The organism is Prescottella subtropica, from assembly GCF_005434945.1.
GTDB lineage: Bacteria > Actinomycetota > Actinomycetes > Mycobacteriales > Mycobacteriaceae > Prescottella > Prescottella subtropica.
Genome location: NZ_SKCH01000004.1, coordinates 197,108 through 223,875 on the forward strand (window position 1 = coordinate 197,108; position 26,768 = coordinate 223,875).

The 26,768-nt window shown below is 69.1% G+C and carries 27 protein-coding genes; 16 read left to right on the forward strand and 11 right to left on the reverse strand.

The window, feature by feature from the left end; genetic code table 11:
* Positions 1–297: 297 nt before the first annotated feature.
* From E0497_RS06730 to E0497_RS06740, 3 genes are all read right to left on the reverse strand, one after another.
* On the reverse strand, positions 298–1,467 hold the full coding sequence (locus E0497_RS06730) for an Ig-like domain-containing protein (protein WP_137724011.1): 1,170 nt from the start codon (positions 1,465–1,467) through the stop codon (positions 298–300).
* A gap of 36 nt (positions 1,468–1,503) precedes the next feature.
* Entirely contained in the window at positions 1,504–2,922 is a 1,419-nt protein-coding gene (locus E0497_RS06735; RefSeq protein WP_137724012.1) for an Ig-like domain-containing protein, read from the reverse strand.
* 208 nt (positions 2,923–3,130) lie between these two features.
* A complete protein-coding gene (locus tag E0497_RS06740; protein WP_137724013.1) occupies positions 3,131–3,436 on the reverse strand; it encodes a hypothetical protein in 306 nt (101 codons plus the stop codon).
* A gap of 63 nt (positions 3,437–3,499) precedes the next feature.
* On the opposite strand from E0497_RS06740, the gene yczR reads away from it, so the two are divergent.
* Positions 3,500–4,963 carry a MocR-like transcription factor YczR gene (gene yczR / locus E0497_RS06745; protein WP_137724014.1) on the forward strand — a complete coding sequence of 488 codons (1,464 nt, stop codon included), beginning with the start codon at positions 3,500–3,502 and terminating at the stop codon, positions 4,961–4,963.
* A gap of 60 nt (positions 4,964–5,023) precedes the next feature.
* Here the strand turns inward: yczR and E0497_RS06750 are convergent, their stop codons facing one another.
* Positions 5,024–6,124, reverse strand: coding sequence for a CaiB/BaiF CoA transferase family protein (locus E0497_RS06750; RefSeq protein ID WP_137724015.1), 1,101 nt, complete (start codon positions 6,122–6,124; stop codon positions 5,024–5,026).
* Between the two features lie 128 nt (positions 6,125–6,252).
* Between E0497_RS06750 and E0497_RS06755 the strand changes: the two genes are divergently transcribed.
* Positions 6,253–6,630, forward strand: coding sequence for a VOC family protein (locus E0497_RS06755; RefSeq protein WP_137724016.1), 378 nt, complete (start codon positions 6,253–6,255; stop codon positions 6,628–6,630).
* Position 6,631: 1 nt separating this feature from the next.
* Positions 6,632–7,345, forward strand: a complete 714-nt coding sequence (locus E0497_RS06760; protein WP_137724017.1) for an alpha/beta fold hydrolase — start codon at positions 6,632–6,634, stop codon at positions 7,343–7,345.
* Here E0497_RS06760 and E0497_RS06765 read toward each other — a convergent pair.
* Complete coding sequence (locus E0497_RS06765) at positions 7,342–7,767, reverse strand: hypothetical protein (RefSeq protein ID WP_137724018.1); 426 nt, start codon at positions 7,765–7,767, stop codon at positions 7,342–7,344. The two genes, E0497_RS06760 and E0497_RS06765, sit on opposite strands and share 4 nt — an antisense overlap.
* 41 nt (positions 7,768–7,808) lie before the next feature.
* Here E0497_RS06765 and purT point away from each other — a divergent pair, with 41 nt between their 5' ends.
* A complete protein-coding gene (gene purT, locus E0497_RS06770) occupies positions 7,809–9,020 on the forward strand; it encodes a formate-dependent phosphoribosylglycinamide formyltransferase (protein ID WP_137724019.1) in 1,212 nt (403 codons plus the stop codon).
* Between the two features lie 14 nt (positions 9,021–9,034).
* Here purT and E0497_RS06775 read toward each other — a convergent pair whose 3' ends face one another.
* Positions 9,035–9,778 (reverse strand): amidohydrolase family protein, encoded by a 744-nt coding sequence (locus E0497_RS06775; RefSeq protein WP_137724020.1) that lies wholly within the window; start codon positions 9,776–9,778, stop codon positions 9,035–9,037.
* 115 nt (positions 9,779–9,893) lie between these two features.
* A complete protein-coding gene (locus tag E0497_RS06780; protein WP_137724021.1) occupies positions 9,894–11,258 on the reverse strand; it encodes an FAD-dependent oxidoreductase in 1,365 nt (454 codons plus the stop codon).
* Between the two features lie 253 nt (positions 11,259–11,511).
* On the opposite strand from E0497_RS06780, the gene E0497_RS06785 reads away from it, so the two are divergent.
* The 7 genes from E0497_RS06785 (at position 11,512) to E0497_RS06815 (ending at position 17,235) form a co-directional block, all read left to right on the forward strand.
* Positions 11,512–11,934 (forward strand): Rv0361 family membrane protein, encoded by a 423-nt coding sequence (locus E0497_RS06785; protein ID WP_137724022.1) that lies wholly within the window; start codon positions 11,512–11,514, stop codon positions 11,932–11,934.
* Positions 11,935–12,009: 75 nt separating this feature from the next.
* Positions 12,010–12,429, forward strand: a complete 420-nt coding sequence (locus E0497_RS06790; protein WP_137724023.1) for a rhodanese-like domain-containing protein — start codon at positions 12,010–12,012, stop codon at positions 12,427–12,429.
* On the forward strand, positions 12,426–13,649 hold the full coding sequence (locus E0497_RS06795; protein ID WP_170312894.1) for an O-succinylhomoserine sulfhydrylase: 1,224 nt from the start codon (positions 12,426–12,428) through the stop codon (positions 13,647–13,649). The genes E0497_RS06790 and E0497_RS06795 overlap by 4 nt, the downstream gene beginning before the upstream one ends.
* Positions 13,650–13,666: 17 nt before the next feature.
* The gene (locus tag E0497_RS06800) at positions 13,667–14,554 is read left to right on the forward strand and encodes an ABC transporter substrate-binding protein (protein WP_170312895.1); all 888 of its coding nucleotides are present in this window, start codon (positions 13,667–13,669) and stop codon (positions 14,552–14,554) included.
* A gap of 7 nt (positions 14,555–14,561) precedes the next feature.
* On the forward strand, positions 14,562–15,584 hold the full coding sequence (locus tag E0497_RS06805) for a FecCD family ABC transporter permease (protein WP_137724024.1): 1,023 nt from the start codon (positions 14,562–14,564) through the stop codon (positions 15,582–15,584).
* Positions 15,578–16,372, forward strand: a complete 795-nt coding sequence (locus E0497_RS06810; RefSeq protein WP_421958316.1) for an ABC transporter ATP-binding protein — start codon at positions 15,578–15,580, stop codon at positions 16,370–16,372. The genes E0497_RS06805 and E0497_RS06810 overlap by 7 nt, the downstream gene beginning before the upstream one ends.
* Positions 16,372–17,235: an MBL fold metallo-hydrolase gene (locus tag E0497_RS06815; RefSeq protein ID WP_137724025.1), complete on the forward strand. Its 864-nt coding sequence runs from the start codon at positions 16,372–16,374 to the stop codon at positions 17,233–17,235. The genes E0497_RS06810 and E0497_RS06815 overlap by 1 nt, the downstream gene beginning before the upstream one ends.
* On the opposite strand, the gene E0497_RS06820 is transcribed toward E0497_RS06815, so the two are convergent.
* Together E0497_RS06820 and E0497_RS06825 are read right to left on the reverse strand one after the other, a co-directional pair.
* The gene (locus E0497_RS06820; protein WP_137724091.1) at positions 17,166–17,927 is read right to left on the reverse strand and encodes an HAD-IIA family hydrolase; all 762 of its coding nucleotides are present in this window, start codon (positions 17,925–17,927) and stop codon (positions 17,166–17,168) included. The two genes, E0497_RS06815 and E0497_RS06820, sit on opposite strands and share 70 nt — an antisense overlap.
* A 26-nt stretch (positions 17,928–17,953) precedes the next feature.
* Complete coding sequence (locus tag E0497_RS06825; protein WP_137724026.1) at positions 17,954–18,928, reverse strand: alpha/beta hydrolase; 975 nt, start codon at positions 18,926–18,928, stop codon at positions 17,954–17,956.
* Between the two features lie 151 nt (positions 18,929–19,079).
* Between E0497_RS06825 and E0497_RS06830 the strand changes: the two genes are divergently transcribed.
* From E0497_RS06830 to E0497_RS06845, 4 genes are all read left to right on the forward strand, one after another.
* A complete protein-coding gene (locus E0497_RS06830) occupies positions 19,080–19,754 on the forward strand; it encodes a hypothetical protein (protein WP_137724027.1) in 675 nt (224 codons plus the stop codon).
* Positions 19,751–20,227, forward strand: coding sequence for an RDD family protein (locus tag E0497_RS06835; RefSeq protein WP_137724028.1), 477 nt, complete (start codon positions 19,751–19,753; stop codon positions 20,225–20,227). The genes E0497_RS06830 and E0497_RS06835 overlap by 4 nt, the downstream gene beginning before the upstream one ends.
* A 74-nt stretch (positions 20,228–20,301) precedes the next feature.
* Positions 20,302–21,315, forward strand: a complete 1,014-nt coding sequence (gene fgd, locus E0497_RS06840; protein WP_137724029.1) for a glucose-6-phosphate dehydrogenase (coenzyme-F420) — start codon at positions 20,302–20,304, stop codon at positions 21,313–21,315.
* 43 nt (positions 21,316–21,358) lie between these two features.
* On the forward strand, positions 21,359–21,961 hold the full coding sequence (locus E0497_RS06845; RefSeq protein WP_137724030.1) for a suppressor of fused domain protein: 603 nt from the start codon (positions 21,359–21,361) through the stop codon (positions 21,959–21,961).
* Between the two features lie 102 nt (positions 21,962–22,063).
* On the opposite strand, the gene E0497_RS06850 is transcribed toward E0497_RS06845, so the two are convergent.
* On the reverse strand, positions 22,064–22,573 hold the full coding sequence (locus E0497_RS06850) for a nitroreductase/quinone reductase family protein (protein WP_137724031.1): 510 nt from the start codon (positions 22,571–22,573) through the stop codon (positions 22,064–22,066).
* A gap of 175 nt (positions 22,574–22,748) precedes the next feature.
* On the opposite strand from E0497_RS06850, the gene ctaD reads away from it, so the two are divergent.
* Positions 22,749–24,503 (forward strand): aa3-type cytochrome oxidase subunit I, encoded by a 1,755-nt coding sequence (gene ctaD, locus E0497_RS06855; protein WP_137724032.1) that lies wholly within the window; start codon positions 22,749–22,751, stop codon positions 24,501–24,503.
* A gap of 24 nt (positions 24,504–24,527) precedes the next feature.
* Here the strand turns inward: ctaD and E0497_RS06860 are convergent, their stop codons facing one another.
* Positions 24,528–26,759, reverse strand: a complete 2,232-nt coding sequence (locus E0497_RS06860; protein ID WP_137724033.1) for a serine/threonine-protein kinase — start codon at positions 26,757–26,759, stop codon at positions 24,528–24,530.
* Between the last annotated feature and the right edge of the window lie 9 nt (positions 26,760–26,768).

The window sequence follows — 26,768 nt, forward strand, 5'->3', positions numbered from 1 at the left end:
CGGTCGAAGCCTTGGTAGGGGAGATCGATCAGTGACCATGCAACACGACCCGCGGGTCGAATCGGTATCGAAACCGAAACTGTATCGATCAAGTAAAGAGATAAGGGTCGTACGGAATTTTAATGTGAAATCACTTGCGGCAGTGATGAATCAATACTGTCCATGTGATTATCCATCGGGTCGTTCGGCATGTTTCGTGCATCGTCGCAGGAAGCGACGACACCGCGGGCGGATGCGTGAAGCATCCACCCGCGGTGTGTGATTCGGCCGGGAGACGTTTCACCGGCCGGTCGGGTGTCAGTTCCCGAGCGATCCCGTCAACGATCCGAGCGACGGCAGCTCCGTCGACCCGGTGGCGCTGCCCGACGTGCCGCCCTCGACCGTCACGGTCGCATCGGTGGACAGCGACGGACGGTGGATGCCGTTGCCGACGTACCGCGCCGCCACCGTGTGGTCGCCGCCGCGGTCGAACGTGTAGGTGAACGTCGCCGTGCCGTCGACTACCGGCACCTCGCCCACCTGGATGTTGTCGACGAGGAACGCGACGTTGCCGTCCGCCGGCGCGGGAGTGACCGTCGCCGAGAACGTCACGGGCGTACCGGCATCCGCGGTCTCGGGGGCCGTGACCGCGGTCGCCGAGACGTCGCCGGTCTGCTCACCGACCGCGATCGTGGCCAGCGGGCCGCCGCCACGGTTCAGCGGCGCGGAATCTTCCTTTGCGTCCTTCGCGACGCACCGCGTCGGAGCCCATTGATCGCCACCGAACTTCGCGAGGGCAAGGAAGGTGTTGTAGTTGCCGTCGTCGCCCAGGTTCGCCGCCGTGCCGGCGGTACGCAGTTTCGGGGTGATCTCACCGCCCGCACCGGCTGTGACCGTGACATCGATCGCCGGCAGCTGGAACCACGTCGAGCCGTCGGCGCTGGGGGTGCCGTCGAGGTAGTTCTTCGTCTTCGCGGCGAAGATGCCGCCGGTACTCTTCTTGTCGGCCTTGGGGCTGTTGCCGATCACCTCGTTGTCGCCGGACAGTCGCAGGATCGTGCCGGCGTCGTCGACGTCACCGTTCTCATTTACCTGCAACACGTTTGCCGCAGTTCCGGTGAGCCCGATACCGGTGCCCGGAACCACCGTCGCGTCGACGAACGTGGCATTGTCCGGCAGTTGGTAGTCGACCTTCATCCGCGACACGTTGGTGGTGGTGGCTCCACTGTCCTTGTCCGGGTAGGACGACGGCGCCGGCTGGATCCGGTACGTGAACGTCTGGCCGGGATCGACACGATCCGGGGTGTCGACGGTGAACGCGTGCTGGGCCGGTTTGTGGACCGTGAGGAGCGCGTCCGCCCGGCACTGTGCGTTGAACGGCGTCGTGACCGTCGCGGCCGAGGCCGGGGCCGCCGACAGTACGATCCCGGCCGCGATACCGGTGGCGCACACCGGGGCGAGGTAACGCATGACAGGCCTGTCAGTCATGGTGTCTTCCTAAAGAATTCGAAGGGGGAGAGCCGGTCAGGAGCCGAAGGGGAGCTGTCCGAGGGAGCCGAACGACGGCAACTCGAGTGAACCGGTGTCGACGCCGGGAACACCGACGCTGACCGTGGCGGGCGCGGACGTCGACTCGTTGGCGGCGGTGTGGCCGCTGTAGCGGGCGGTGACCGTGAACTTGCCGGTCTGCGCGAAGGAATGCGTCGTCGACGCGAACCCGTTGACCACCGGGACGGGTGCCCCGATCGCGGTGTCGCCGACGTAGAACTGGATCGTGCCCCCGTACGGTGCCGGGGCGACGGTGGCCGTCAGCGTCACCGGGATCGCGGGTAGCGTGGCCGCCGGCGCGTTGACGGTGGTGACGGTGTCACCGGGCTGTGCCGGCGAAATATTCAGCGGCGCAGGATTGGACGTCGACGTCGCGAATCCGGTGCCGGTGAACACCGCGGTGATCGTGTGGTCACCGGCGTCGTCGAAGATGTGGGTGCCGGTCGCTTCGCCGTCGACGACGGGGACCGCGTCACCGATCGGTGTCTCGCCGGACCGGAACTGGACGGTGCCGTCCACCGGGATCTGCGCGGACACCGTCGCGGTGAACGTCACGGGCTGGCCGGCCTTGCCGGTGTTCGGGGCCAGCAGGGAGATGCTGGTGGCCAGGTCCTTGTGCTGCACCTCGATCGGGGTGGGCGCGGACTCGGAGGCCGCGTAGCCGAACGCGTTACCGAGGAACTTCGCCGTGACCGTGCGGGTTCCGGCGTGCAGGAACGTGGCCTTGATATTCGCGGTGCCGTCCGCCGACGACACCGTGTTCGCGGTCCCGAGTTCGACGTCGCCGTCGTAGAAGGTGACCTTGTTGCCCGACTTGTAGGGCAGGATCCCGCCGGACTGCAGCGACACCTTCGCCTTGAGGGTGGTTTGAACACCGGTCTCGATCGCATCGGTGTTCGGGAGGATCTCGACGACGGTGGCGACGTCCTGCTCGCTGGCGCCGATGCCGCCGTCGGCGCTGCTCGCCGCGGCGGTTCCGGGGATCTTGTTGATCGTTCCGCCACCGAGGTACTGGACGGTGACGGTGTGCGGTCCGGAGGTGGTGAACGTGTGCTTGAACGTGAACAGGCCGGTGGAGCCGGCCTTCTTCTGGTCGCCGACCGGTGCGCCGTCGACGACGAACTGGAACATGCCGCCGTTGACGCCCTTGTCGGCCTCGATGCCGAAGACCTGGGCCTTGATATCGAACTCGAGACCGGTCTTCACCTGGGTCGGCATCGTCAGATCGACCCGCGTCGCGAACTCGTCGGCGGCAGGTTCGTCGGCGAGCTGGATGGGTGACCCGTTGGGCGCCGCAGGGGCAGGTTCGGCGACGGCCTGACCGGTGAAGAACAGCATCGTGCCGGCCGTCGTGGCCGCGGTGGTGAGCGCGATCCGGCGCCATCGGTGTGTCATGGGTGAAACTCCTGAATTTCGAAGAGGGGGACGTCTCCGGAGCGGAGTAGAACGTGTTTCACCTAACACCGGTTCGCAAGCGGGCATACGAGAAATTTCAACTGTATCGATCAAGCGGCAATTTTGAACGGTCGTCCAGAAGGTTTGTGCGTGAAATCTGTTGCGGTGGAGAGTTGCTCGTGGGTGGTTCGCGGCGCTATGGAAAATATCAGGTCGGTCGGATTGTTTCCGGTGAACGACTCTCGCCGGGTAGGGTGCGGTCTTCGCGGGCGTCGACGGGCCCGGGCGTGAACCGGTCCCGCGTCGAATCACTGGACCGGTCCGTGGGGGCGGGGTCCGAGTCGGCGTTCGGCCGCCTGTCGCCTCTGCCGTCGTCGTCGAGCAGGCCCGCCAAAGGTGCTGCCGAACAGAATTGTTCGAGTCTGAACAGGCGTCCTGGGTGGTCCTGCGGCAGGTAGTGGTAGACGCCGAACGCGAGGATGGCGATGCAGGTGAAAGAGGCCAGAGTGCTCATATTGACGAGTCTGTCGGGTAAGTGGCCTTGAGATGAATGGCCAGAATGCGAATACTGGCCTGCATGATGATGCATGCCGTGAGTGCCCGCGCAGTCGGCCGCGATCTCGGCGGTTGGCGGGACGACGCCGGACGACGTCCCGCGTACCGCGCGCTGGCCGACGGAATCCGGTTGTTGGTCCACGACGGACGGATTCCACTCGGCGCAGCGTTGCCGGGGGAGCGGGAACTGGCTGCCGAACTGAACGTCAGTCGCACCACGGTCACCACCGCGTACTCGGTTCTGCGGGAGGACGGCTACCTGTCGAGTCGGCAGGGCTCGCGGAGCACGGTCGCGATGCCGGCGGCTGTCGGCAACGTTCGCGTCGCGGGTCCGCGGTATGCGGCCGGTGGCGATGTCGTCGACCTGAGCTATGCGGCGATGGCGGCTCCGGCGCACGAGGTTCGGGGTGCGTACGAGGCTGCACTGCAGGATCTTCCACCGTTCCTCGACACACACGGTATGGAGCCGCACGGCATCGGCGCGCTACGGGAAGTGATCGCTGCGCGCTACCGGGCGCGGGGACTCGAGACATCGGCCGCGCAGATCATGGTCACCTCCGGTGCGCAGCAGGCGATCCAGTTGCTGCTCGGGGCACTCACCGCGCCCGGCGATCGGGTCCTCGTCGACCATCCGACGTATCCCAATGCACTGGAAGCGATCCGACGTGCAGGCGGCCGCCCCGTACCGGTGCCGGTGCGCCCGGAAGGTGGGGCGTCGCACAGCTGGGATCTCGACGGGATCCGCAGCGCGGCACGGCAGACCGCGGCCCGGATGGCGTATCTCGTCCCGGACTTCCACAATCCGACCGGACTGTGCCTCGACGACACCGGCCGCGCGGAACTCGTCCGGATCGCCCGCGACACTCGGATGGCGCTCGTCGTCGACGAGACGATGGTCGACGTGTGGCTCGACGCTCCGCCCCCGCCGCCGGTCGCGTCGTACCTGCGTGGCGGTGGCGCGGACGTCGTCACGATCGGGTCGATGTCCAAGTCGCACTGGGGTGGACTACGGGTCGGCTGGATTCGGGCCGCACCGGAGCTGATCACACGTTTGATCGGAGCCCGGTCCGCGAACGATCTCGGCACACCCGTGATGGACCAGCTCGCCGCCGTGCACCTGGCGGGGCTCGGGGACACCCCGGTCGCGGAACGGCGGGAGACCCTGCGGGTGCAGCGGTCGGTGCTGCTCGACGAGTTGTCGGCGCGGCTACCGGACTGGGTGCCCACGGTGGGCGCCGGCGGGATGTCGTTGTGGCTGAGGATGCCGGCACCGGTGTCGACGGCGCTTGCGGCGACGGCCCCGAGTCACGGTGTGGTGCTCGCAGCCGGCCCCCGGTTCGGGGTGGAGGGCGCATTCGAACGCTTCGTCCGGCTGCCGTACGCGCGGCCCGCCGACGAACTGCGTCGCGCCGTCGCGGGAATCGCGTCCGCCTACGACGCGCTCGGTGTCACCCGTGAACCCGCGGAACCGGCGCTCGTGGTGTAGGCGGCTGCGCCGCTTGTGCGCCTTTTTGGTAGTAGCAGCTACCAAAAAGGCGCACAGGTGTCAGCGCCAGAGGGTGTCGATGTCCGTCGCGACCCGGGCCGGGGGTTCCGGTGTGCGGGTGGGGGTGCGGGAGAAGCGGGGCGCCGGGAAGTGCTGGGTGACGCCGTCGATCTCGACGAGCGCGCCGCGGGCGGCGATGTGCGGGTCCTGCGGGGCCTCGGCGAACGTGAGGACGGGTGTGGTGCAGGCGTCGGTGCCGTCGAAGATCTTGGTCCACTCGTCGCGGGTCTTGGTCAGGAACCGGTCGGTGAGGGCCTGCCGCAGTTCGTCCCAGCGGGACGCGTCGTGCTGGTTCGGTAGTGCGGACGGATCCAACTCGAGCAGACGCAGCAGTTCGGCGTAGAACTGTGGTTCGATCGCGCCGACAGCCATGTACTTGCCGTCGGAGGTCTCGTAGGTGTCGTAGTAGGGGGCGCCGCCGTCGAGCATGTTGACGCCGCGCTCGTCGTTCCACATGCCGGCGCCGCGGAAGCTCCACATCATGTGCGACAGGGCGAGGGTGCCGTCGATCATGGCGGCGTCGACGACCTGCCCCTGCCCCGACGTCTGTCGTTCGACGAGGGCGGCGAGGATGCCGAAGATCAGGAACATGGAGCCACCGCCGAAGTCGCCCACCATGTTCAGGGGCGGGACGGGACGTTCGCCGCGACGGCCGATGGCGTGCAGGACACCGGTCAGGGAGATGTAGTTGATGTCGTGGCCGGCGGACTGTGCGAGCGGGCCCTCCTGGCCCCAGCCGGTCATCCGCCCGTAGACCAGGCGCGGGTTGCGCTCGAGGGCCACGTCGGGACCCAGACCCATGCGTTCGGTGACGCCGGGCCGGAAGCCCTCGACGAGGACATCGGCACGCTCGATCAGGCCGAGGACCTTCTCGATGTCGGCGGGATCCTTGAGGTTCGCCTCGACGACCCGCCGGTTGCGCTGCGTCTGGCTGGCACGTTTGCCCTCGGTGGGCAGCTGCCCGGCCCGCTGGATGCACACGACGTCCGCGCCGAGGTCGGCGAGCAGCAGCGCTGCGTGCGGACCTGGGCCGATCCCGGACAGTTCGACGACGCGGATCCCGGTCAGTGGGCCCTTGCGCTCGGCACCTGCAGTTGTCACGTCACACCTCTTTCTGGATGGAACAGCCGATTCGTGTGACGGTAACCCGTCCGAATGCTCCGGTGTGGTCCGGGTCACCGTGTTTCGTCCTCTTGTTCGTGGTGCGGTTCGCGGGCACAGTGGACGGCATGGCCTTCCCGGAAGCTCTCGTCGCGTTCGTGGCCAGTACCGATCTGGACGTGTCGTCGATGTTCTACGTCGACACCCTCGGTCTGGCCGTCACGGAGCGGACACCGTTCGCGCTCGTCGTCGACGGTGGCGGCACCGAACTGCGGATCACGCTGGTGCAGTCCAAGGTCGACACCGGCTACACGGTCCTCGGCTGGCGCACCGCGGATCTCGCGGCGAGCGTCGAGGAACTGCGCGGCAAGGGCGTCGAGTTCCTGCGCTACCAGGGCATGGATCAGGACGAGCACGACGCGTGGACGGCGCCCGACGGTACCCGCGTCGCCTGGTTCCGGGATCCGCACGGCAACGTGCTCTCGCTCCATCAGCCACACCGGTGACGTGACGGACGCAGGATGCGTCGACGCCGCCGGGGCGCGGCTGCACTACGAGACGACCGGGGCGGGGGAGCCTCTGATCCTGTTGCACGGCAACAGCGAGAACCTCGGCTACTTCGCGGACCAGACCCCGGTGTTCGCGCAGCACTACCGGGTGATCGCACTCGACACCCGCGCCCACGGACGCTCCACCCGTGGTGACGGGCCGCTGGATTTCCCGCGGTTCGCCGACGACGTGTGCGCCGTCCTCGACGCGCTCGGTATCGAAAGTGCGCACGTCCTGGGGTACAGCGACGGTGGCAATACGGCGCTCACCCTCGCGCTGCACCGGCCGGAGCGGGTGCGCTCCCTGATCGTCAACGGGGCCAACCTCGATCCGCGGGGACTGGGCTGGAAGTTCCGGACGCTCGTCACCGGAGCCTGGGCGGTGTCGGCGGTCGTCGCACCACTGTCGCCGGTGCTCGCCCGTAAACGGGAACTGTTGGGGCTCATGGCCCGGCACCCGCACATCCCGGCCGCCGCACTGGCGGCGATCACCGCGCCGACGCTCGTGGTCGTCGGCGAGCACGAGGAGATTCCACGACGGCACACCGAACTGATCACGGGTGCGATCCCCGGCGCGCAGTTGGTGACGATCCCCGACGCCGGGCACGCGTGCGCCGCGCAGCGCCCCGACGCGTTCAACGCGGCCGTGCTCGCGTTCCTGTCCCGGATCTAGAACAGCTGACCGGCGGCGAACCCGGCCAGCAGCACCGCGAACGCCCCGATCTCCCCGATCACGAGTGCGATCATCGACACACGCAGCCCGGTGTCCGGATGCTCGAACTGGTTGGTGGTGTCCCGCCGGGCGCCGTGCACGATGTAGCTGCCGATGGCCGCGACGAAGAAGAACACCAGGACACCCGCGCACGCCGCGTTCACCGCCGTCGGCCAGTCGCTCAGCTCCACGAACACCGAAACGAGCAGTGTCGCAAACGAGTACAGGAGCGCCGACCGGTGCGCGATGTCCACGTACGGGTGCGCCAGATGGTTCGGAGACGTCCGCATGCCGTGGTACTTCCACACCCCGAGCACCAGGGCGAGCAGGAAGATCAGGCCGGCGGCGAGCAGTGTCAGGCGAGTGTCGATTCCCAGGTCCATCGCGACAGTATGACCACCGTCTTGCGCATATAGTCCCAGCCATGCGCCGAGACACCCCCGCTGACGCCCCCACCCGGATCGGTACCCCGCTGAGCCCGAACGCCACCCGCGTGATGCTGCTCGGCTCCGGTGAACTGGGCAAGGAGGTGATCATCGCGCTGCAACGGCTCGGCGTCGAGGTGATCGCCGTCGACCGTTACGCCGACGCCCCCGGCCATCAGGTCGCGCACCGCGCCCACACCGTCGACATGGGTGATCCGGCGGAACTGCTGCGGATCATCGAGGCCGAGCGGCCGCACCTGGTGGTCCCCGAGATCGAGGCCATCGCCACCGACGCGCTCGTCGAAGCCGAGGCGCGCGGACTGACCGTCGTCATCCCCACCGCCCGCGCCACCCAGCTGACGATGAACCGGGAAGGCATCCGCCGGCTCGCCGCCGAGGACCTGGGCCTGCCCACATCGCCGTACGCGTTCGCCGACTCCCTCGACGACGTCCGGGCCGCCGCCGAACGCATCGGGTTCCCGTGCGTGATCAAGCCGGTCATGTCGTCGTCCGGCAAGGGCCAGTCCGTCGCCCGCAGCGCCGACGACCTCGAAAAGTCCTGGGAATACGCGCTTTCCGGTGGACGCCTCAACCTCGGACGCGTCATCGTCGAGGGATTCGTCGACTTCGACTACGAGATCACCCAGCTCACCGTCCGCGCCACCGACGGCACCCACTTCTGCGAACCCATCGGACACCTGCAGGACGCCGGCGACTACATCGAATCGTGGCAGCCGCAGCCCATGAGCGCCGCCGCCCTCGCCGCCGCCCGCGACGTCTCCGAGAAGGTCACCACCGCCCTCGGTGGTCGCGGCATCTTCGGCGTCGAACTGTTCGTCAAGGGCGACGACGTCTACTTCTCCGAGGTCAGCCCCCGCCCGCACGACACCGGCCTGGTGACGCTGCGCTCGCAGCGCTACTCGGAGTTCGAGCTGCACGCCCGCGCCATCCTCGGCCTGCCCGTCGACACCACCCTCGCCGCACCCGGCGCGTCCGCCGTCGTCTACGGAGGCGTCGACGCGGTCGGCGTCGCCTACGAGGGCGTCGCCGACGCGCTCGCCGTCCCCGACACCGACCTGCGCCTGTTCGGCAAGCCCGAGGCGTTCCCCCGCCGCCGCATGGGCGTCGCCGTCTCCACCGGACCGGACGTCGACACCGCCCGAGCCCGGGCCCGGGAGGCCGCGTCGAAGGTGCGGGTCGTCAGCGGGTAGTCGTCACCGGCAGGTCAGGCCGGGCAGCGGTACCACTCGCGGGCGTTCGTGCACAGCACCGCCTCGAGATCGTCCCCGACCGCGTCGGCGATGACGTCGACGTCCGCAGCCTCGAACGCGCGACGCGCCCGCGTCCCCGGCAGATCCGTGCCGAACATCAGAGCCTTCGGGTTCACGGCATGGATCTGCCGGATCACGTCACCGACATCGTCGATGCTGGTGCGGCCGAACCCCGTCGCCTTCACCTTCGCACCCCGATCCACCAGATTCAGCAGATACCGCAGCCCCCGCGTCGACATACCCAGATGGTCGACACTCACCGACGGCAACTTCGCGAACACCGGCTCGAGCGACAACAACAGCGTCGCATCCACATAGAACTCGGCATGCCAGCCCGCCAGGTCGTACGCCCGCAACGCCTGCCGCGTCAGGATCTGCACATCGGTGGCACTGCGCCGCAGATTGAACCGCACCCCGCGCACCCCCGCCCGATCCAACTCCAGAATGTCCTCGTCCGTCGTATCCGGATCCAGATGCGTCACCCCCACCCAGCCGTCGCCGAGCTCCCGCAACGCCGCCAGCAACTGCGGCCGTCCGAGCGCACCCTGATACGACGCCGTCACCACCGCCCCACCGTCCACCCCGAAGCCCGCCATCCGGGCCCGGTAGTCCCCGATCGTGAACGGATCGGGCAGATACCCGTTGTTCTCCACCAGCGGGAACTTCGGGTCGATGATGTGCACGTGCGCGTCAAACACACGTTCATCATGCCCCCGCCCTACAGCTGAAGGGTCCCTTCATGCGCCTGAGGCGAACGAAGGGACCCTTCAGCTGTTTCGGGGGCACGGCCCCCACAGGGTGTTCCGGGCCGGGTCAGGCCTTGTGCGGCTCGCTGGCGCGGAGCATGTCTTCGCGTTCGACGACCTTGATGCGTTCGCGGCCTTCGGGTTCGCCGAGGGAGCGTTCGTGGGCGTCGAGGCGGTACCAGCCTTGCCAGGTGGTGAAGGGGATGCCCTTGTCTTCGAGGAACGCGAGGATGGCGTCCGGGCCGGGGTCGGTGGCGCCGGCGAAGGTGGGGGCGTCTTCGAGGAGGCAGGCGATGGTTTCGTTGGCGTCGCCCTTGGTGTGGCCGATGAGGCCGACGGGGCCGCGTTTGATCCAGCCGGTGACGTAGGTGCCCGGGATGTGCGTTCCCGCTTCGTCCAGGACGCGGCCCGCCTCGTTGGGGACGGTGCCGGCCTGCTCGTCGAACGGGAGCTGGGCGATGTTCTGGGACAGGTAGCCGACGGCGCGGTAGACGGCGGTGACGTCCCAGTCCTTGAACGTGCCGGTGCCGCGAACGTTGCCGGTGCCGTCCAGTTCGGTGCGTTCGGTGCGCAGGCCGACGACCTTGCCGTCCTCGCCGAGCACCTCGTGGGGGGACTCGAAGAAGTGCAGGAACAGCTTGTGGGGGCGGTCGCCCTGGTCGCGGATGGCCCAGTCCTGCAGGGTGTTGGCGACCATGTCGACCTGCTTGGAGCTGCGGCGGGCGGCCTCGGAGCCCTCGTCGTAGTCGATGTCCTCGGGGTCGACGATGACCTCGATGGTGGGGGAGTGGTCGAGTTCGCGCAGCTCGAGCGGCGTGAACTTGGCCTGGGCGGGGCCGCGGCGCCCGAACACGTGGACCTCGACGGCCTTGTTGTTCTTGAGGCCCTCGTACACGTTGGCGGGGATCTCGGTGGGCAGCAGTTCGTCACCGGTCTTGGCGAGGACGCGCGCGATGTCGAGGGCGACGTTGCCGACACCGAGCACGGCAACCTTCTCGGCGTCGAGCGGCCACGTGCGCGGCACGTCCGGGTGGCCGTCGTACCAGGACACGAAGTCGGCGGCGCCGTGGCTGCCGTCGAGGTCGATGCCGGGGATGCCCAGGGTGCGGTCGGCGTTGGCGCCGGTGGAGAAGATGACCGCGTCGTAGAAGCGGCGCAGGTCCTCGAGGGTGATGTCGGTGCCGTAGTCGATGTTGCCGAGGAGTCGGACGGCATCCTTGTCGAGCACCTTGTGCAGGGCGGTGATGATGCCCTTGATGCGCGGATGGTCGGGGGCGACGCCGTACCGGATCAGGCCGAACGGGGCCGGCATCCGCTCGAACAGGTCGATGCTCACCTCGGTGTCGGACTTCATGAGCGCATCGGCAGCGTAGATGCCGGCAGGGCCGGCGCCGACGATGGCGACGCGCAGGGGACGAGTCTGGTCAGTCATCTGAGGCGATCTACCTTTTCGATCGGGCGGACAAACGTGCGTGTGGGACGGTGGATCCGGCCCGGATTTCTCCGACTCGGCCGCGGCCACGTCTTCATGCTAGAACCCGAGCAGCGACTGCACCCCATGCTCCCGGTGCGGCGGTCGCCCGGGTGTCGCGTTTCACCCCCGTTGCCCACAAATGAGATTTGTGGCCGGAGGCAATCGGGACCCGGTCTGCCCCGGCACCGCTGCGCACGGGAAACTCGCAGGTATGACCGATCAGCCCGAGCCCTCCGAGGACCCGTCGCGGACCACGGCCAAGCCGTTCCTTCTCGCAGTGTCAATAGTCGCGATCGTGATGATCGGAATTGTCCTGTCGTCGATCTTCTCCCCGGCCGACGAGAACCGCTCCGAGACCGACCGGCTCACCGCGTCCGCCTCCGATTTCGTGCGCGCCCACAACAACGACGACGCCGAAGCGACCGACCGCATGGTGTGCGAGGGCTTCGCCGCGGACCGCTCCCCGATCGCCGGCCGCGACGGGGAGATCCGGGTCGACGAGCTGACGAACGCCCGCGTCATGGGCGACGAGGCGACCGCCGACGTGCGGATCGACGCGAACGACGGCAAGGGTGCGACCACGTCGACGTGGCAGTTCGTCCGCGGCGACGACCGCTGGCTGGTCTGCACCTGACCGCGACCTGACCGCGGCCGTCCACGTGCCTGTCCACGTGCACTGTCCGATTCGGGCGTGTGGAAAGCTGAGCCGGTGAGCTACGCAGGTGACATGACGCCGCAGCAAGCCTGGGAGCTGCTGCGGGACAATCCGGAAGCCGTGCTCGTCGATGTGCGTACCGATGCGGAATGGCGATACGTCGGTGTGCCCGACACGTCGTCGATCGACCGTCGGACCGTGCTCGTCGAATGGGTGCGCTACCCCACGGGGGCCCGCAACACATCCTTCGTCGACCAACTGGTCGGCGCAGGGATCGTGGCAGACGGCGCGCACCCCGTCGTCTTCCTGTGTCGCTCCGGCCAGCGGTCCATCGCCGCGGCCGAGGCCGCCACCGCCGCCGGGATCGGGCCGTCGTACAACGTGCTCGACGGCTTCGAGGGTGGACTCGATACGAACGGACATCGCGGCGTCGCCGGCTGGCGCGCCCTCGGACTCCCGTGGAGGCAATCGTGAGCGCCATCCCGCAGGGCGGAGCCTTCCGCAAGACCCTGCCCGACACCGTCCGCCCGGCCACCCTCGGTGTCCGTGCCGGCATCCTGCGGTCCGGTTTCGAGGAGACGTCGGAGGCGATCTTCCTCAACTCGGGGTTCGTGTACGAGTCCGCGGAGGCCGCCGAACAGGCGTTCACCGGCGAGGTCGACCACTTCGTCTACTCCCGCTACGGCAACCCGACCGTCACGATGTTCGAGGAACGCCTGCGGGCGCTCGACGGTGCGGAGGCCTGCTACGCGACCGCGTCCGGCATGTCCGCGGTGTTCACGGCGCTCGCCGCGCTCCTCGGCAAGGGCGACCGCCTCGTCGCGGCCCGCAGCCTGTTCGGCTCGTGCTTCGTGGTGTGCAACGAGATCCTGCCCCGCTGGGGTGTGGAGACCGTGCTCGTCGACGGTGAGGACCTCGACCAGTGGGAGCAGGCGCTGTCGGTGCCGACCACGGCCGTGTTCTTCGAGACCCCGTCGAACCCGATGCAGACCCTCGTCGACGTGCGCCGCGTGTCGGAGATGGCGCACGCCGCCGGCGCGACCGTCGTCCTCGACAACGTGTTCGCGACGCCGCTGCTGCAGCGCAGCCTCGACCTCGGCGCCGACGTCGTCGTGTACTCGGGCACCAAGCACATCGACGGTCAGGGCCGGGTCCTCGGCGGCGCGATCCTGGGCACCAAGGAGTTCATCGACGGCCCGGTCAAGAACCTGATCCGGCACACCGGCCCGTCGCTGAGCCCGTTCAACGCGCACACCCTGCTCAAGGGCCTCGAGACGATGGCGCTGCGGGTGGAGCGGTCGGTCGACACGGCGCTGCGGATCGCCCGGTTCCTCGAAGCGGATCCGGCCGTGAGCTGGGTCAAGTACCCGTACCTCGAGTCGCACCCGCAGTACGAGCTGGCGCGCTCGCAGATGAGCGGCGGCGGCACCGTCATCACGTTCGAACTTGCGGCGGCCGACGGTGAGGGCAAGCAGCGCGCGTTCGAGTTGCTGAACAAGCTGCGGATCGTCGACATCTCGAACAACCTGGGCGACGCCAAGACCCTCATCACGCATCCGGCCACCACCACGCACCGCGCGATGGGGCCGGAGGGGCGGGCCGCGATCGGGCTGTCCGACGGTGTCGTCCGGCTGTCGGTGGGTCTCGAGGATCCCGAGGACCTGCTCGAGGACATCGCGCAGGCCCTGCGCTGACGTCGAGGTAACCGGCTGTGGCACAGAAGTTTTCACGTCTGCGATGGACGGCGGTCGCGGGTGCGGCCGCCGTCGTGGCCCTCCTCGCCGGCTGCTCGTCGGCCCCGACCGGCGACGGACAGTCCGCCGTCACCGAGCGGCCCGACGCGATCGTCTCACTCAGCCCGTCGCTGACCGAGACGCTGTGGGCCGTCGGCGCCGGCGACCAGGTCGTCGCCGTCGACGCGCTGTCCGACTATCCGGCGGGTGTCCCCACCACCGACCTGTCCGGGTTCTCCCCGAACGTCGAGGCGGTGCTCGGGTACAGCCCCGACCTGGTGGTCGCGTCCGACGACATCGGCGGCCTGGTCTCCGGCCTGAAAGCGGCCGGGGTGCCGACGCTGCTGCTGCCGGCCGCGAAGAACGTCGACGACGTGTACGCACAGATCGAGCAGGTCGGTGTCGCCACCGGGCACACCGACGAAGCGAACGCTCTCGCCGACCGCATGCGCGGCGAGATCGACGCCGCCGTCACGTCCGTCCCGGCCCGGGAGCATCCGCTGCGGTACTTCCACGAGGTCGACGACACCCTGTACACGATCACCGGGAACACGTTCCTCGGCGAGATCTACGGTCTGTTCGGACTCGAGAGCATCGCCGACGGATCCGCCGACACCTACCCGCAACTGTCCGCGGAATTCGTGGTGGCCGCGAACCCGGACCTGATCTTCCTCGCCGACGGCGAGTACGGCGTCACCACGGCCACCGTTGCGGCCCGGCCCGGCTGGTCCGGCATCCGCGCGGTCGAAGACGGCCAGGTGCACGTCCTCGACGCGGACCCGGCGAGCCGCTGGGGTCCACGTGTGGTGGACCTGGTCCGCGACATCGGCGCCGTCGTCGCGGCGCAACCCGCCCCGGCCCGGTGAGCCGGACGTGACGACCACCCGGCGGGCCGTCGTCGTCGGCGCCGCCGCGCTCCTGCTACTGGCGGCCCTGGCCGTCGGGATCACCGTCGGCCCGGCCGGGTTGACGGCCCGCGGGGTGTTCCTCGATCTCCTGGACGCCGTGCCCGGCATCGACGTCGACTCGGGGCTCACGTCTCAGCAGCACGCGATCCTGTGGCAGATCCGGCTGCCGCGGGTGGTGCTCGGCGCGGTGGTCGGAGCGATGCTCGCGCTCGCCGGCGCCGCCTACCAGGGGGTGTTCCGCAACCCGCTCGCCGACCCGTTCCTGCTCGGCGTCTCGAGCGGCGCCGGACTCGGCGCGACCGCGGCGATCGTGTCCGGGCTGGCACTGGGCACGTTCGGGATTCCGGCGGCCGCGTTCGTCGGCGGTGTGCTCGCGGTGACCGTCACCTACCTGCTCGGCCGCGGTGTCGGTGGTGCCCGCAGCGAGGTGGTGATCATCCTCGCCGGTGTCGCGGTCGCCGCGTTCGCGAACGCCGCCCAGACGTTCCTGCAGCAACGGCACGACGACACCCTGCGGCAGGTGTACAACTGGCTCCTCGGCCGGCTCGCCACCGACGGCTGGACGCAGGTCGTGATGGTGCTGCCGTACGTGCTGGTCGCGACCGTCGTGATCGCCCTGCACCGCCGGGTCCTCGACGTGATGGCGGTCGGGGACACCGAGGCGGCGTCCCTCGGCGTGCACCCCACCCGGGTGCGGCTGACGCTGGTGGCGGCCGCAACCCTCGGCACCGCCGCGGTGGTGTCGGTCAGCGGGCTCATCGGGTTCGTGGGCATCGTGGTGCCGCACGCGATCCGGCTCGTCGTCGGCCCCGGGCACCGGCTGCTGCTGCCGCTGTCCCTGCTGCTCGGTGCCGCGTTCCTGGTGTCCGCCGACGTCCTCGCCCGCACCCTGACCGCGCCCGCGGAACTGCCGATCGGGGTGGTCACCGCCGCGATCGGTGCCCCGTTCTTCCTGCTGGTGCTGCGCAGAGCCCGGACGGCATCGTGATCACCACCGCGGGGCGGTGCATCGTCACAGCCGCGGGCCTGCACGTCGACAGGGGGCGCGCCGTCGTCCTGGACGGTGTCGACCTCACGGTGACGCCGGGGGAGTGGGTGGCGGTCGTCGGACCCAACGGGGCCGGCAAGACCACCCTGCTGCACGCCCTCGCCGGTCTGGTGCCGGCGACCGGGACGGTCACCGTCGACGGCCGCGATCCGGCCCGCACACCGCGCCGGATCATGGCCCGGTCGGTGGCGTTGATGGCGCAGCGGCCGATCGTCCCCGACGGGGTGGGCGTGCGGGAACTGATCCTGCTCGGCCGCACCCCGCACGTGCCGCGGTTCGGCACCGAGACCGCCACCGACCTGGCGATCGTCGACGACCTGCTCGACCGGCTCGACCTGCGGGAGTTGGCGTCCCGGCCGGCCACCGCCCTGTCCGGTGGCGAGCTGCAGCGGGTGGTGCTGGCCCGGGCCCTCGCCCAGCAGCCGCGGGTCCTGCTGCTCGACGAACCGACCAGCGCCCTCGACATCGGCCACCAGCAGCAGGTTCTGGACCTGGTGCGGTCGCTGCAGGCGTCCGACGGATTGACGGTGGTCGCGGCGATGCACGACCTCACCCTCGCCGGCCAGTACGGACGCCGGATCGTGATGCTCTCAGGCGGCGGTGTCGTCGCGGACGGCACGCCGGCCGAGGTGCTCACCGCGGACCGGATCGGCGCCGTGTACGGGGCGCGGGTGGAGGTCCTCGACCGGCCGGGCGGCCCGGTGGTGCTGCCGGTCGCGGGCCTCTGATGGAGGTCGTACTGCTCGGCACCGGCGCCGCCGACGGCTGGCCCAACCCGTTCTGCGACTGCGACTCGTGCCGGATCATGCTGGCGCGCGGGCAGATCCGCGCCCAGACCGCGGCCCTCGTCGACGACGTCCTGCTCCTCGACTGCGGCCACGAGGCGCCCCGATCCGCGCTGCGGGCCGGACGATCCCTGTCCGGGGTGCGGCACCTGCTGCTCACCCACGCCCACCCCGACCATGTCGGGCCGATGGCGCTGCTGATGCGGTCGTGGGTGACCGGCGCGCCACTGGACGTGATCGGCCCGTCGGAGGCGCTCGATCTGTGCCGGGACTGGGTCGGTCCCGATGGTCCGGTCCGCTGGATTCCCGTCGCGCCCGGTGACGTCGTCGACCGGGGCGGGTACCGGGTGCGGGTTCTGGGTGCCGCGCATCGCGTGCAGCGCGACGGGGACTGCGTGCTGTACGAGGTGTCCGACCGGGCCGGACGGAAACTGTTGTGGGCCACGGACACCGGCCCTTTCCTGTCGAACGCCCTCGAACAGGTGCGCGGCGCCGGATACGACACGGTGTTCCTCGAGGAGACCTTCGGGGATCTGCTCGACCACGCACCCGACCACCTCGACCTGCACACGTTCGGGCAGGCCCTCGCGGCGCTCCGGGACGTCGGTGCCGTCACCGACCGCACCGACGTGATCGCCGTGCATCTCGGCCACCACAATCCCGTCGACCTGCCGGACCGGTTGCGGCCGTGCGGCGCCCGCGTCGTCGACGACGGCACCGTGGTGATGTGCGGAGATCAGCCGAACGGGTCGGAGGTGCGCCCCACCAGGTCGGCGACCGACTCGAGCACCAGCGTCGGGCGGTAGGGGAACGCCTCGACGGTGGCACGGGTGGAGATGCCGGTGAGTACCAGGATCGTCTGCAGTCCGGCCTCGAGACCGGACACGACGTCGGTGTCCATCCGATCCCCGATCATGAGCGTCGTCTCCGAGTGCGCGCCGATCGCGCGCAGTGCCGACCGCATCATCAGCGGATTCGGTTTGCCCACGTAGTACGGCTCCCGGCCGGTGGCGCGGGTGATGAGGGCGGCGATCGCCCCGGTCGCCGGCAGCGATCCCTCCCGCGACGGTCCGGTGGCGTCCGGGTTGGTGGCGATGAACCGGGCGCCGCGTTCGACGAGCCGGATCGCGGTGGTGATCGCCTCGAACGAGTACGTGCGGGTCTCCCCGAGCACGACGTAGTCGGGGTCGCTGTCGGTGAGGACGTAGCCGATCTCGTGCAGTGCGGTGGTGAGCCCGGATTCGCCCACCACGTAGGCGCTTCCGCCCGGACGTTGATTCTTCAGGAACGTCGCCGTCGCCAGCGCCGACGTCCAGATCGACTCCTCGGGGATGTCGAGTCCGCTGCGCAGCAACCGGGCCCGCAGGTCCCGGGGTGTGCGGATCGAGTTGTTGGTCAGCACGACGAACGGTGTTGCCGCGTCCTGCAATTCGGCCAGGAAGGTGTCGGCGCCGGGAACGATGTGTTCCTCGCGGACGAGAACCCCGTCCATGTCCATGAGGTAGGTCCAGCTGCCACTCACCGTCACGCTCCGATCGCCGGGCCGATCACGGCCCACGAATCCCGCATCTCCGCCTCGAACACACCCCACGTGTGCCCGCCGACGTCGCGGTACACGACGGTCGCGGGAATGCCGAGCGACCGCAGCCGGGTGTCCATCATGCGGGTGCAGTTGTCGGTGACGGCCTCAACCACTCCGCCGCCGATGGCCTGCGGCAGCGCCCACCTCGGGTCGAGCTGGTCGATCGCGCCGGGCACCCCGGACGCCGCGGACAGATACAACGCCTTGCCGCGCAGGCCTTCCGCCTGCACCAGCGGGTCGTGCTGCACCCACAGCGGGCCGCCGCCGGGACCCCACATGTTGTTCACGTTGCCGCCGCCGCGCAACTCCACCATCGACCGCACCATCGCCTGCCCGCCCGGACTGCTCGTGCCCGCGCAGCCGCTGTACGACCCGACGGCCCGGTACACGTCGGGCGCCTGGATCGCGAGGTCGAGGACCGGGCCGGCCGCCATCGACACCCCGCCGATCGCGTTGACACCCGTCGTCCCGAACATACGATCGATCACCGGCGGCAGTTCCCGGGTGAGGAACGTCTGCCACTGGTTGCGGCCCAGCACCGGGTCGTCGGCGACCCAGTCGGTGTACATCGAGAACGCGCCGCCGACCGGCAGCACCACGTTGACGTGCTTGTCGGCGAAGAACTGGGTGACGTTCGTGTTGTTGAACCACGAGACGCCGTCCTCGCCGCCGGTGATGCCGGTGAGCAGATAGAACGTGGGTGCCGGTCCGCCGCCGGCCGGATGGATGACGTCGCTCGTGACGACGCGGCCCATCGACGGCGAGAACACCGACACCCGCGTCACCCGATCGCTCACCACCGTGGTGCCCGTGACGGACCCGACGGGTGACGGCGCCGCCTGCGCGGTGGCCGTACCACCGGGTGTTGCGAGCACGAGTATTCCGACCATCGCGAGAATCGCACCGAAGCGTCTCATCGCGCACCTCCCGCCGAATCGGCGTGAATTGCATTAGGGCTGAATGATGTTCGCCTCAGCATAGAGGTCGAGCGGGAGCGTGCGGTGGCGATCGCGGACACGACCGGGATCGAATATCGACATTCGTGCCCGCAGAGTCTTGGATGTCGGTATGGACGGCAACCGAACTCCCGACCCGGTGCGGGTGATCGCCGGATTCGTCGCGCTCGTCGGTGACAGCGCCCGGTCCGCCGCGAGCACCGCACTCGATGCCGCGTCCCGACTGCCGGTGGTCGGGGACGGGATCGCCGCGCTCGAGACCCGCGGTGACACCGCGGTCCGAGCCGCGGCAACGACCGTCGACGCCGTCCTGCGGGTCGTGTTGCGCAAGGTGGTGGCCGTCGCACTCACCGAGGTGGACCTCACGGCCGTCGTCCGCGACCACGTCGATCTGGACGCGATCGTCGAGGGTGTCGACCTGACACGGATCGTGGACCGGATCGACATCGACGGGATCGTCGCCACCGTCGACATCGACCGCATCGTCGACCGGGTGGACGTCGACGACATCGCTGCGAAGGTCGACATCGCCCCGATCCTGGACCGCGTGGACGTGGATGCGATCGCCGACGGTGTCGATCTGCAGCGGATCATCGCGCGTATCGACCTGGTCGGATTGTCGAATCAGGTGATCGACGGTGTCGATCTGCAGCGGATCATCCGCGAATCCACCAGCACCATGTCCACCGAGGCGGTGCGGGGCGCGCGGGCGCAGGGTATGGCCGCCGACGACGCCGTCTCCGGGTTCGTCGGACGCCTGTTCGGCCGCGACGGCGGCGCCGAGTGAGCACTCCCGCGAGGTCCGACCCCGAACACCGGCCGGCCGGCATCGTCACCCGAGGGATCGCGGCCCTGATCGACATCGGGGTGGTGTTGTTTCTGATGGGGGTGATCTACGTGGGGCTCACGTTCACCCGATTGTTGTTCTCGCCGCAGGAGTTCCGATTCCCGCAGGCCCAGTTCCTGCTGTCGGCCACCACGTTCGTCGTCCTGTCCGTCGCCTACCTGACGGTGTGCTGGACGACGAACGGTCGCACGATCGGGGCCGTCGCGATGGGACTGCGGCTGGTCGGTCGGAGCGGGCGGCTGGTGCGATGGCCGCGGTGCGCGGCCCGCGCCGTGCTGTGCGTGCTGTGCGGTTTCGGGCTGGCCTGGGTGGCCGTCGACCCGCGTCGGCGGTCCCTGCAGGACATCGCACTGCGGACGTCCGTCGTCTACGACTGGAAACCGGACCCGCATCTGGCGACCGACCACGAGTGAGACGCGACCCACATCCGGGTCCCGGCGGCGGGCATACTCGAACCAATCGAATCGGGTAGACGATCGGAGAACCGGTGGCACAGGCACTGAAGTTGGGGTTGAAGGCGTCCGCGGAGCAGTTCGGTCCGCGTGATCTGGTCGAGCTGGGGGTGATGGCCGAGGAACACGGCCTCGACAGCGTCACCGTCAGTGACCATTTCCAGCCGTGGCGGCACAACGGAGGGCACGCCCCGTTCTCGATCGCGTGGATGACGGCGGTCGGGGAACGCACCCGGCGGCTGCAACTCGGCACGTCGGTGATGACGCCGACGTTCCGCTACAACCCGGCGGTCGTGGCGCAGGCGTTCGCGACGATGGGCTGCCTGTACCCGGGACGCGTCATGCTCGGTGTCGGCACCGGCGAGGCGCTCAACGAGATCGCGACCGGCTTCCAGGGCGAGTGGCCCGAGTTCAAGGAGCGGTTCGCGCGGCTGCGGGAGTCGGTGCAGCTGATGCGCGAGCTGTGGACCGGGGACCGCGTCGACTTCGAGGGCCAGTACTACCGCACCAAGGGCGCCTCCATCTACGACGTCCCCTCCGGCGGCATCCCCGTCTACATCGCGGCCGGCGGCCCCGTCGTCGCCCGCTACGCGGGCCGCGCCGGTGACGGCTTCATCTGCACGTCCGGCAAGGGCATGGACCTGTACACCGAGAAGCTGATGCCCGCCGTGCGCGAAGGCGCCGACAAGACGGGACGCGACGTCGCCGCCATCGACCGGATGATCGAGATCAAGATCTCGTACGACACCGACCCGGCCGCGGCACTGGAGAACACCCGGTTCTGGGCGCCGCTGTCGCTCACGGCCGAGCAGAAGCACAGCATCGACGACCCCATCGAGATGGAGGCCGCCGCCGACGCCCTCCCGATCGAGCAGGTCGCCAAGCGGTGGATCGTCGCATCCGACCCCGACGCCGCCGTCGAACAGATCAAGCCCTACCTCGACGCCGGCCTCAACCACCTGGTGTTCCACGCCCCCGGCCACGACCAGAAGCGGTTCCTCGACCTGTTCGAACGCGACCTCGCACCGCGCCTGCGCGCACTGGGGTGACAGGAGACGAGCCGTCGAGGACCACCCTCTAGGCTCGTTTCCCATGGAAGCCAGCGAAGAAGCCCGGGACGCAGCACGCCGCATCGCCGAGGTGTTCGGAGGAACACCCCAGGTGCTGCGGTTCCGGGCGCCGGTCGCCCCCGACGCGGACGGGGAGGATCCGGACGAGGTGGCGGTCGCGGTCGGCGACGGCTGCCCCGGCCCGGGGTACGCGTCGTACGCGACGCTGGACACGGCACGGTTCCCGACCAACGTCACCACCGACGACGGCCGGCCGATCCGCACCGAACTGATCACCGTCGGCCGCGCCGACTACCGGACCATGTCCGACATCCTCGCCCGGTGCGCGTTCCACGTCGCAGCCGGATCGCTGCACGTCACCCCGAACACCGTCGTCCCCAACGCTGTCCACGACGCCGACCCCGGCCGGTCCACCCGGCACGTGCTGCTCGTCGTCCCGTTCATCTGGGCCGACCTCGAGATCCTCGTCGAACACGACGACGCCGTGGACACGTGGCTGCAGGCCGTCCCCATCACCGACACCGAACTGCAGTTCGCATCCCGCTACGGCACCGACGAACTGTTCACCCGACTCGAGACGGCCGGCGCGGACGTGTCGAACATCGACCGGCCGTCGGTCGTCTGATCTCGGCACCGCCGAGGTCGTCTGACCCCACTGTGTGGCCGAATGTCACATGCGTTCAGTCCAACTGAACCGATGTGACATTCGGCCACACAGGCAAGTGGATCAGCGGCGGGTGAGCACGAACATTCGGATGTCGCGGTCGGTGCGGCCCTGGTACACGCCGTAGGCGCCGGCGAGGTCGACGAACCGGGTGTACAGCCGGTCTTTCTCGTCGTCGGTGACGAGGGTGGCGAGGACGGGAATGTCGTCGCCGGCCATCGTCACGCTCGCTTCCGGTTGCGCGATCAGGTTCGCGGTCCACGCCGGGTGGTGGGCCTGCCCGAAGTTGCTGCCGACGACGACCAGTCGGTGGCCGTCGCGAATGTAGAGCAGCGGGCTGGTGCGACGCTGCCCGGACTTGCGGCCGATCGTGTTGAGCAGCACGGTGGGTGCCCCGATCGGGCCGAGCACGGTGAACCGGCCCTTGCTGCGTTCGAGTAGCCGCCGGTCCACGCCGGCGAGATTGCGGATCGTCCACGATCCGAGCCGGGTCGCTGCGAACGCGATGCCGGGGCGGCGCAGGGGACTGTTCTCCGACCCCCACCGGACGTCCGGAAATTCCGAATCATTCATGGGTGCCGATTATGCGCGACGGGCGGTAACGTGGTGGCCGTCACGGTCGAACTCGTGTCGTCGCACGAGATTCGACGCCACCGACCCGATTCCGGCGAATCGGGGACGGTCGGCCGATGGTGACGGGACTTTGTCCCCTCGCCGCGGAACCCTCGGACGTCCGACCATGTCCGGTATGGTTGCCAACCCCGAGATCGATCTCGCTCCACCACGCACGCCGACGGCGTCGCGGCCGATGCCCGCCCGCCGTGGTGCAGCCGCGTCCAAGGGGTCGTTCATCCACAAGATGATCACGACCACCGATCCCAAGGTGCTCGGGATCATGTACCTGGTCACCGCGTTCGCCTTCTTCCTCGTCGGCGGTCTCATGGCGCTGCTGATGCGGACCGAGCTCGCGGTCCCGGGTCTGCAGTTCCTGTCGAACGAGCAGTTCAACCAGCTGTTCACGATGCACGGCACGATCATGCTGCTGCTGTATGCGACGCCGGTCGTGTTCGGTTTCGCGAATTACATTCTGCCGCTGCAGATCGGTGCGCCGGACGTGGCGTTCCCGCGGCTGAACGCGTTCAGCTACTGGTTGTACCTGTTCGGTGGTCTCATCGCGACGGCCGGCTTCGTCACCCCCGGTGGTGCCGCCGACTTCGGGTGGACCGCCTATGTGCCGCTGTCGAATTCGGTGCACGCCCCCGGCCTGGGGGCGGACCTGTGGATCATCGGCCTGACACTCGGCGGTGTCGGCACGATCCTCGGCGCGGTCAACTTCATCACCACCATCGTGTGCCTGCGCGCACCCGGTATGACGATGTTCCGGATGCCGATCTTCACGTGGAACATTCTCGTGACGTCACTGCTGATCCTGTTCGTGTTCCCGCTGCTCGCGGCGGCACTGATCGGACTGTGGGTGGACCGGAACCTGGGCGCGCACATCTTCGACCCGGCCACCGGTGGGGTCATGTTGTGGCAGCACCTGTTCTGGTTCTTCGGTCACCCCGAGGTGTACGTGATCGCGTTGCCGTTCTTCGGTATCGTCTCGGAGATCTTCCCGGTGTTCTCGCGGAAGCCGATCTTCGGTTACAGCGGTCTGGTGTACGCGACGATCGGTATCGCGGCGCTGTCGATCGCGGTGTGGGCGCACCACATGTACGCCACGGGAGCGGTGCTGCTGCCGTTCTTCTCGTTCATGACGTTCCTCATCGCGGTCCCGACCGGGATGAAGTTCTTCAACTGGATCGGCACCATGTGGCGTGGCCAGTTGACGTTCGAGTCGCCGATGCTCTTCTCGGTCGGCTTCCTGGTGACGTTCCTGTTCGGTGGCCTGTCGGGTGTGCTCCTCGCGAGCCCGCCGATCGACTTCCACGTCACCGACTCGTACTTCGTCGTCGCGCACTTCCACTACGTGCTGTTCGGCACCATCGTGTTCGCGACGTACGCCGGCATCTACTTCTGGTTCCCGAAGATGACGGGCCGGATGATGGACGAGCGTCTCGGCAAGTGGCACTTCTGGACCACGTTCGTCGGCTTCCACGCCACGTTCCTCGTCCAGCACTGGCTGGGCACCCAGGGCATGCCCCGCCGCTACGCCGACTACCTGCCCACCGACGGGTTCACCACGCTCAACACGTTCTCGACGATCGGCTCGTTCGTGCTCGGTGCGTCGACGCTGCCGTTCCTGTGGAACGTGTTCAAGAGCTACCGGTACGGCCAGGTCGTCACCGTCGACGATCCGTGGGGCTACGGCAACTCCCTCGAGTGGGCCACCAGCTGCCCGCCGCCGCGGCACAACTTCACCGAACTGCCCCGGATCCGGTCGGAGCGTCCGGCGTTCGAGTTGCACTACCCGCACATGGTCGAGCAGATCCGGGCCGAGGCCCACGTCGGGTGGGGGCACGGCGGCAAGGCGTCGGAGGCGAAGGAGTCGGCGAGCGTCTGACACCCGGCCGGAACGGGCCACCGGTCAGAACAGGCTCCGGGGCCGCACGACGTTCGCGAGATCGACGAGCGTGTAGCGGTGCGCGGCGGTGGGGGCGCCGCGCGCCATCGCACGCAGTGCGGCCTCGGTACCGGCACGCAGGCCGCGCTCGGTGAAGGGGACACCGAGCAGCGGCTCGCGTGCCGTGGTGGAGGTGTGGCCGGCGAGCAGCCATTGCAGCGCGGTCCCCAGCACCACGGTCCGCATCTGCGGGCGCCGGATCTCCTTGTGCGGCAGGGCGTCGATGCGGCTCGCGCACTCGCGCAGCGTGGCCTCGTCGATCGACCCGATCGGCCGCACCGACAGGTACGTCAGGACCGCGGTCATCCGGGCCACCCCGTAGCTGCGGGACCCGGTGGGCACCTGGTCGAGGGCCGTGACGGCCCCGTGCACGTCGCCGTCGGCGGACAGGCAACGCGCCAGCCCGAACGCGGCGCTGACGATGTTGCGGTCCATCTGCCACACCGTGCGGTAGTTCTCGGTCGCCGAACGCCGCCACCGGTCGGTGTCCTGACCGCCGTCCGCGGCGAGCAGCAGTTCGGCGGTGGCGCCCAGCGCGAGCTTGGGGGAGAGCTCGCCGGGCAGTGCCGCGTCGACCGCGTCGAACGAGTCTCGGGCGGAAGGGATGTCGTCCGCGATGAGCGATGCGATGCCCGAGTACCACTCGATCCGCCAGTCGTACGGGTGCGCCGCCCCCAGCGGCTGAAGCAGTGCGCGTGCGCGACGGGCGTCCCCGAGGTCGAGGTGTGCGCGCACCTCCGCGAGCACGAGTTCCGGGGATTCGGGGGTGTCGTCGTCCCGGTCCGCGCGGGACCGGTCGAGCACGTCGAGCGTCACCCGCGCATCGCTGTGCGCCGCGGAATTGACGAGCGGTGCGCCCGGATCGTCGGCGTCGACGAGCGGGACCGCGAGCGCCGCCGCGACCCGACGGGCGTTGAGTTTGCGGTCGCGTTCGATCCCGTCGGCGAACACGTCGGTCTGCTCGACCACCTCGTCCGACCCGAACACGGAGCGCTGCCGGGTGAACATCGTCGACAGGGCCGGATGATCCCGGTCGGATCGACGGGAGACGATCTCCCGCAGCACCCCGCCGAGCTGCCCGGCGATCTCGGTCGCCGACCGGAAGCGGCGCCGCGGGTCGGGGTCGGTGGCCCGCAGCAGCAGTCGGTGGAACGAGCCGTACTCGGCGAGCACCGGGGACTGCTCGGCCGACGGCAACCCGTCCGCGTAATGCCCGTCGGCGGCCGGCAGATTCAACGTCAACGCCGCGAGGGTCCGTCCGACACCGTAGATGTCGGATGCGACCGTCGGCCCGGTCTCGGTGATCTCCGGGGCCTGGAATCCCGGGGTGCCGTACAGGTATCCGTAACTCTCGAAAGGTGCCACCGCGCCCAGGTCGATCAGTTTCATCTGCTCGTCGGTCACCATGATGTTGTCCGGCTTGAGATCGTTGTACGCCAACCCGATCGAATGCAGGTACTCGAGGGCGGGAAGGATCTCGAGGATGTAGGCGACGGCCTCGTCGACGGGCATCCGCTCCGGCCGCCGGTACCGGGCGAGGATCTCCCGCAGCGAGCTGCCGCCCACGTACTCCATCACGAGGTAGCTCGCGGTCAGGTCCGCCTGTCGGCGCGACTCGACGAAGTTGTAGATCTTGACGATGCTCGGATGCTCCATCTCGGCCAGGAACTGGCGTTCGGCGACGGCCACGGCACGCGATTCGGTGTCACCGAGTTGGAGCAGCCCCTTGAGTACCACCCACCGGTCGTCGACGTTGCGGTCGATCGCCAGATAGATCCAGCCCAGCCCGCCGTGCGCGATGCAGCCCTGTACCTCGTACTGGCCCGCGACGACGGTGCCCGGCTGCAGCAGCGGCGAGAACTCGAACCGCGACCCGCAGTTCGGGCAGAGTCCGGACGTCGCCCCGGGACCGTCGTCGGTGCCGCGGCCCACCGGTGCGCCGCACTTCCAGCAGAAACGCCGCCGTTCGGGGACCTCCGGGTCGGTGAGCACCACGGACTGCGGGTCGCGGGCCGGAACCGGGGGAACCTCGACGAGTCCGCCGCCGAGCAGTCGCCGGGTGCGGACCCGCTGGGTGCGGGCACGGCGGCCGGTGCTGGGAACGATCTCCTGCGCGGCGGTCGCGATCGGCTCGTCGCCGAGGCCGGTGGCCTGCGTGTGGACGAGGTCCCCGGGATCCGTTCCGTCGTCGGTCATGGCACCCTC

Excerpts from the sequence above, each read along its gene's own strand:
- E0497_RS06765 (WP_137724018.1), bottom strand. The coding sequence starts at position 7,767 with ATGGACCTGGGAATCGACACTCGCCTGACACTGCTCGCCGCCGGCCTG.
- E0497_RS06730 (WP_137724011.1), bottom strand. The coding sequence starts at position 1,467 with ATGACTGACAGGCCTGTCATGCGTTACCTCGCCCCGGTGTGCGCCACC.
- E0497_RS06825 (WP_137724026.1), bottom strand. The coding sequence starts at position 18,928 with ATGAGACGCTTCGGTGCGATTCTCGCGATGGTCGGAATACTCGTGCTC.
- E0497_RS06830 (WP_137724027.1), top strand. The coding sequence starts at position 19,080 with ATGGACGGCAACCGAACTCCCGACCCGGTGCGGGTGATCGCCGGATTC.
- E0497_RS06755 (WP_137724016.1), top strand. The coding sequence starts at position 6,253 with ATGGCCTTCCCGGAAGCTCTCGTCGCGTTCGTGGCCAGTACCGATCTG.
- yczR (WP_137724014.1), top strand. The coding sequence starts at position 3,500 with ATGATGATGCATGCCGTGAGTGCCCGCGCAGTCGGCCGCGATCTCGGC.
- E0497_RS06740 (WP_137724013.1), bottom strand. The coding sequence starts at position 3,436 with ATGAGCACTCTGGCCTCTTTCACCTGCATCGCCATCCTCGCGTTCGGC.
- E0497_RS06780 (WP_137724021.1), bottom strand. The coding sequence starts at position 11,258 with ATGACTGACCAGACTCGTCCCCTGCGCGTCGCCATCGTCGGCGCCGGC.
- purT (WP_137724019.1), top strand. The coding sequence starts at position 7,809 with ATGCGCCGAGACACCCCCGCTGACGCCCCCACCCGGATCGGTACCCCG.
- ctaD (WP_137724032.1), top strand. The coding sequence starts at position 22,749 with ATGGTTGCCAACCCCGAGATCGATCTCGCTCCACCACGCACGCCGACG.
- E0497_RS06785 (WP_137724022.1), top strand. The coding sequence starts at position 11,512 with ATGACCGATCAGCCCGAGCCCTCCGAGGACCCGTCGCGGACCACGGCC.
- E0497_RS06850 (WP_137724031.1), bottom strand. The coding sequence starts at position 22,573 with ATGAATGATTCGGAATTTCCGGACGTCCGGTGGGGGTCGGAGAACAGT.
- E0497_RS06820 (WP_137724091.1), bottom strand. The coding sequence starts at position 17,927 with ATGGACATGGACGGGGTTCTCGTCCGCGAGGAACACATCGTTCCCGGC.
- E0497_RS06815 (WP_137724025.1), top strand. The coding sequence starts at position 16,372 with ATGGAGGTCGTACTGCTCGGCACCGGCGCCGCCGACGGCTGGCCCAAC.
- E0497_RS06845 (WP_137724030.1), top strand. The coding sequence starts at position 21,359 with ATGGAAGCCAGCGAAGAAGCCCGGGACGCAGCACGCCGCATCGCCGAG.
- E0497_RS06735 (WP_137724012.1), bottom strand. The coding sequence starts at position 2,922 with ATGACACACCGATGGCGCCGGATCGCGCTCACCACCGCGGCCACGACG.
- E0497_RS06860 (WP_137724033.1), bottom strand. The coding sequence starts at position 26,759 with ATGACCGACGACGGAACGGATCCCGGGGACCTCGTCCACACGCAGGCC.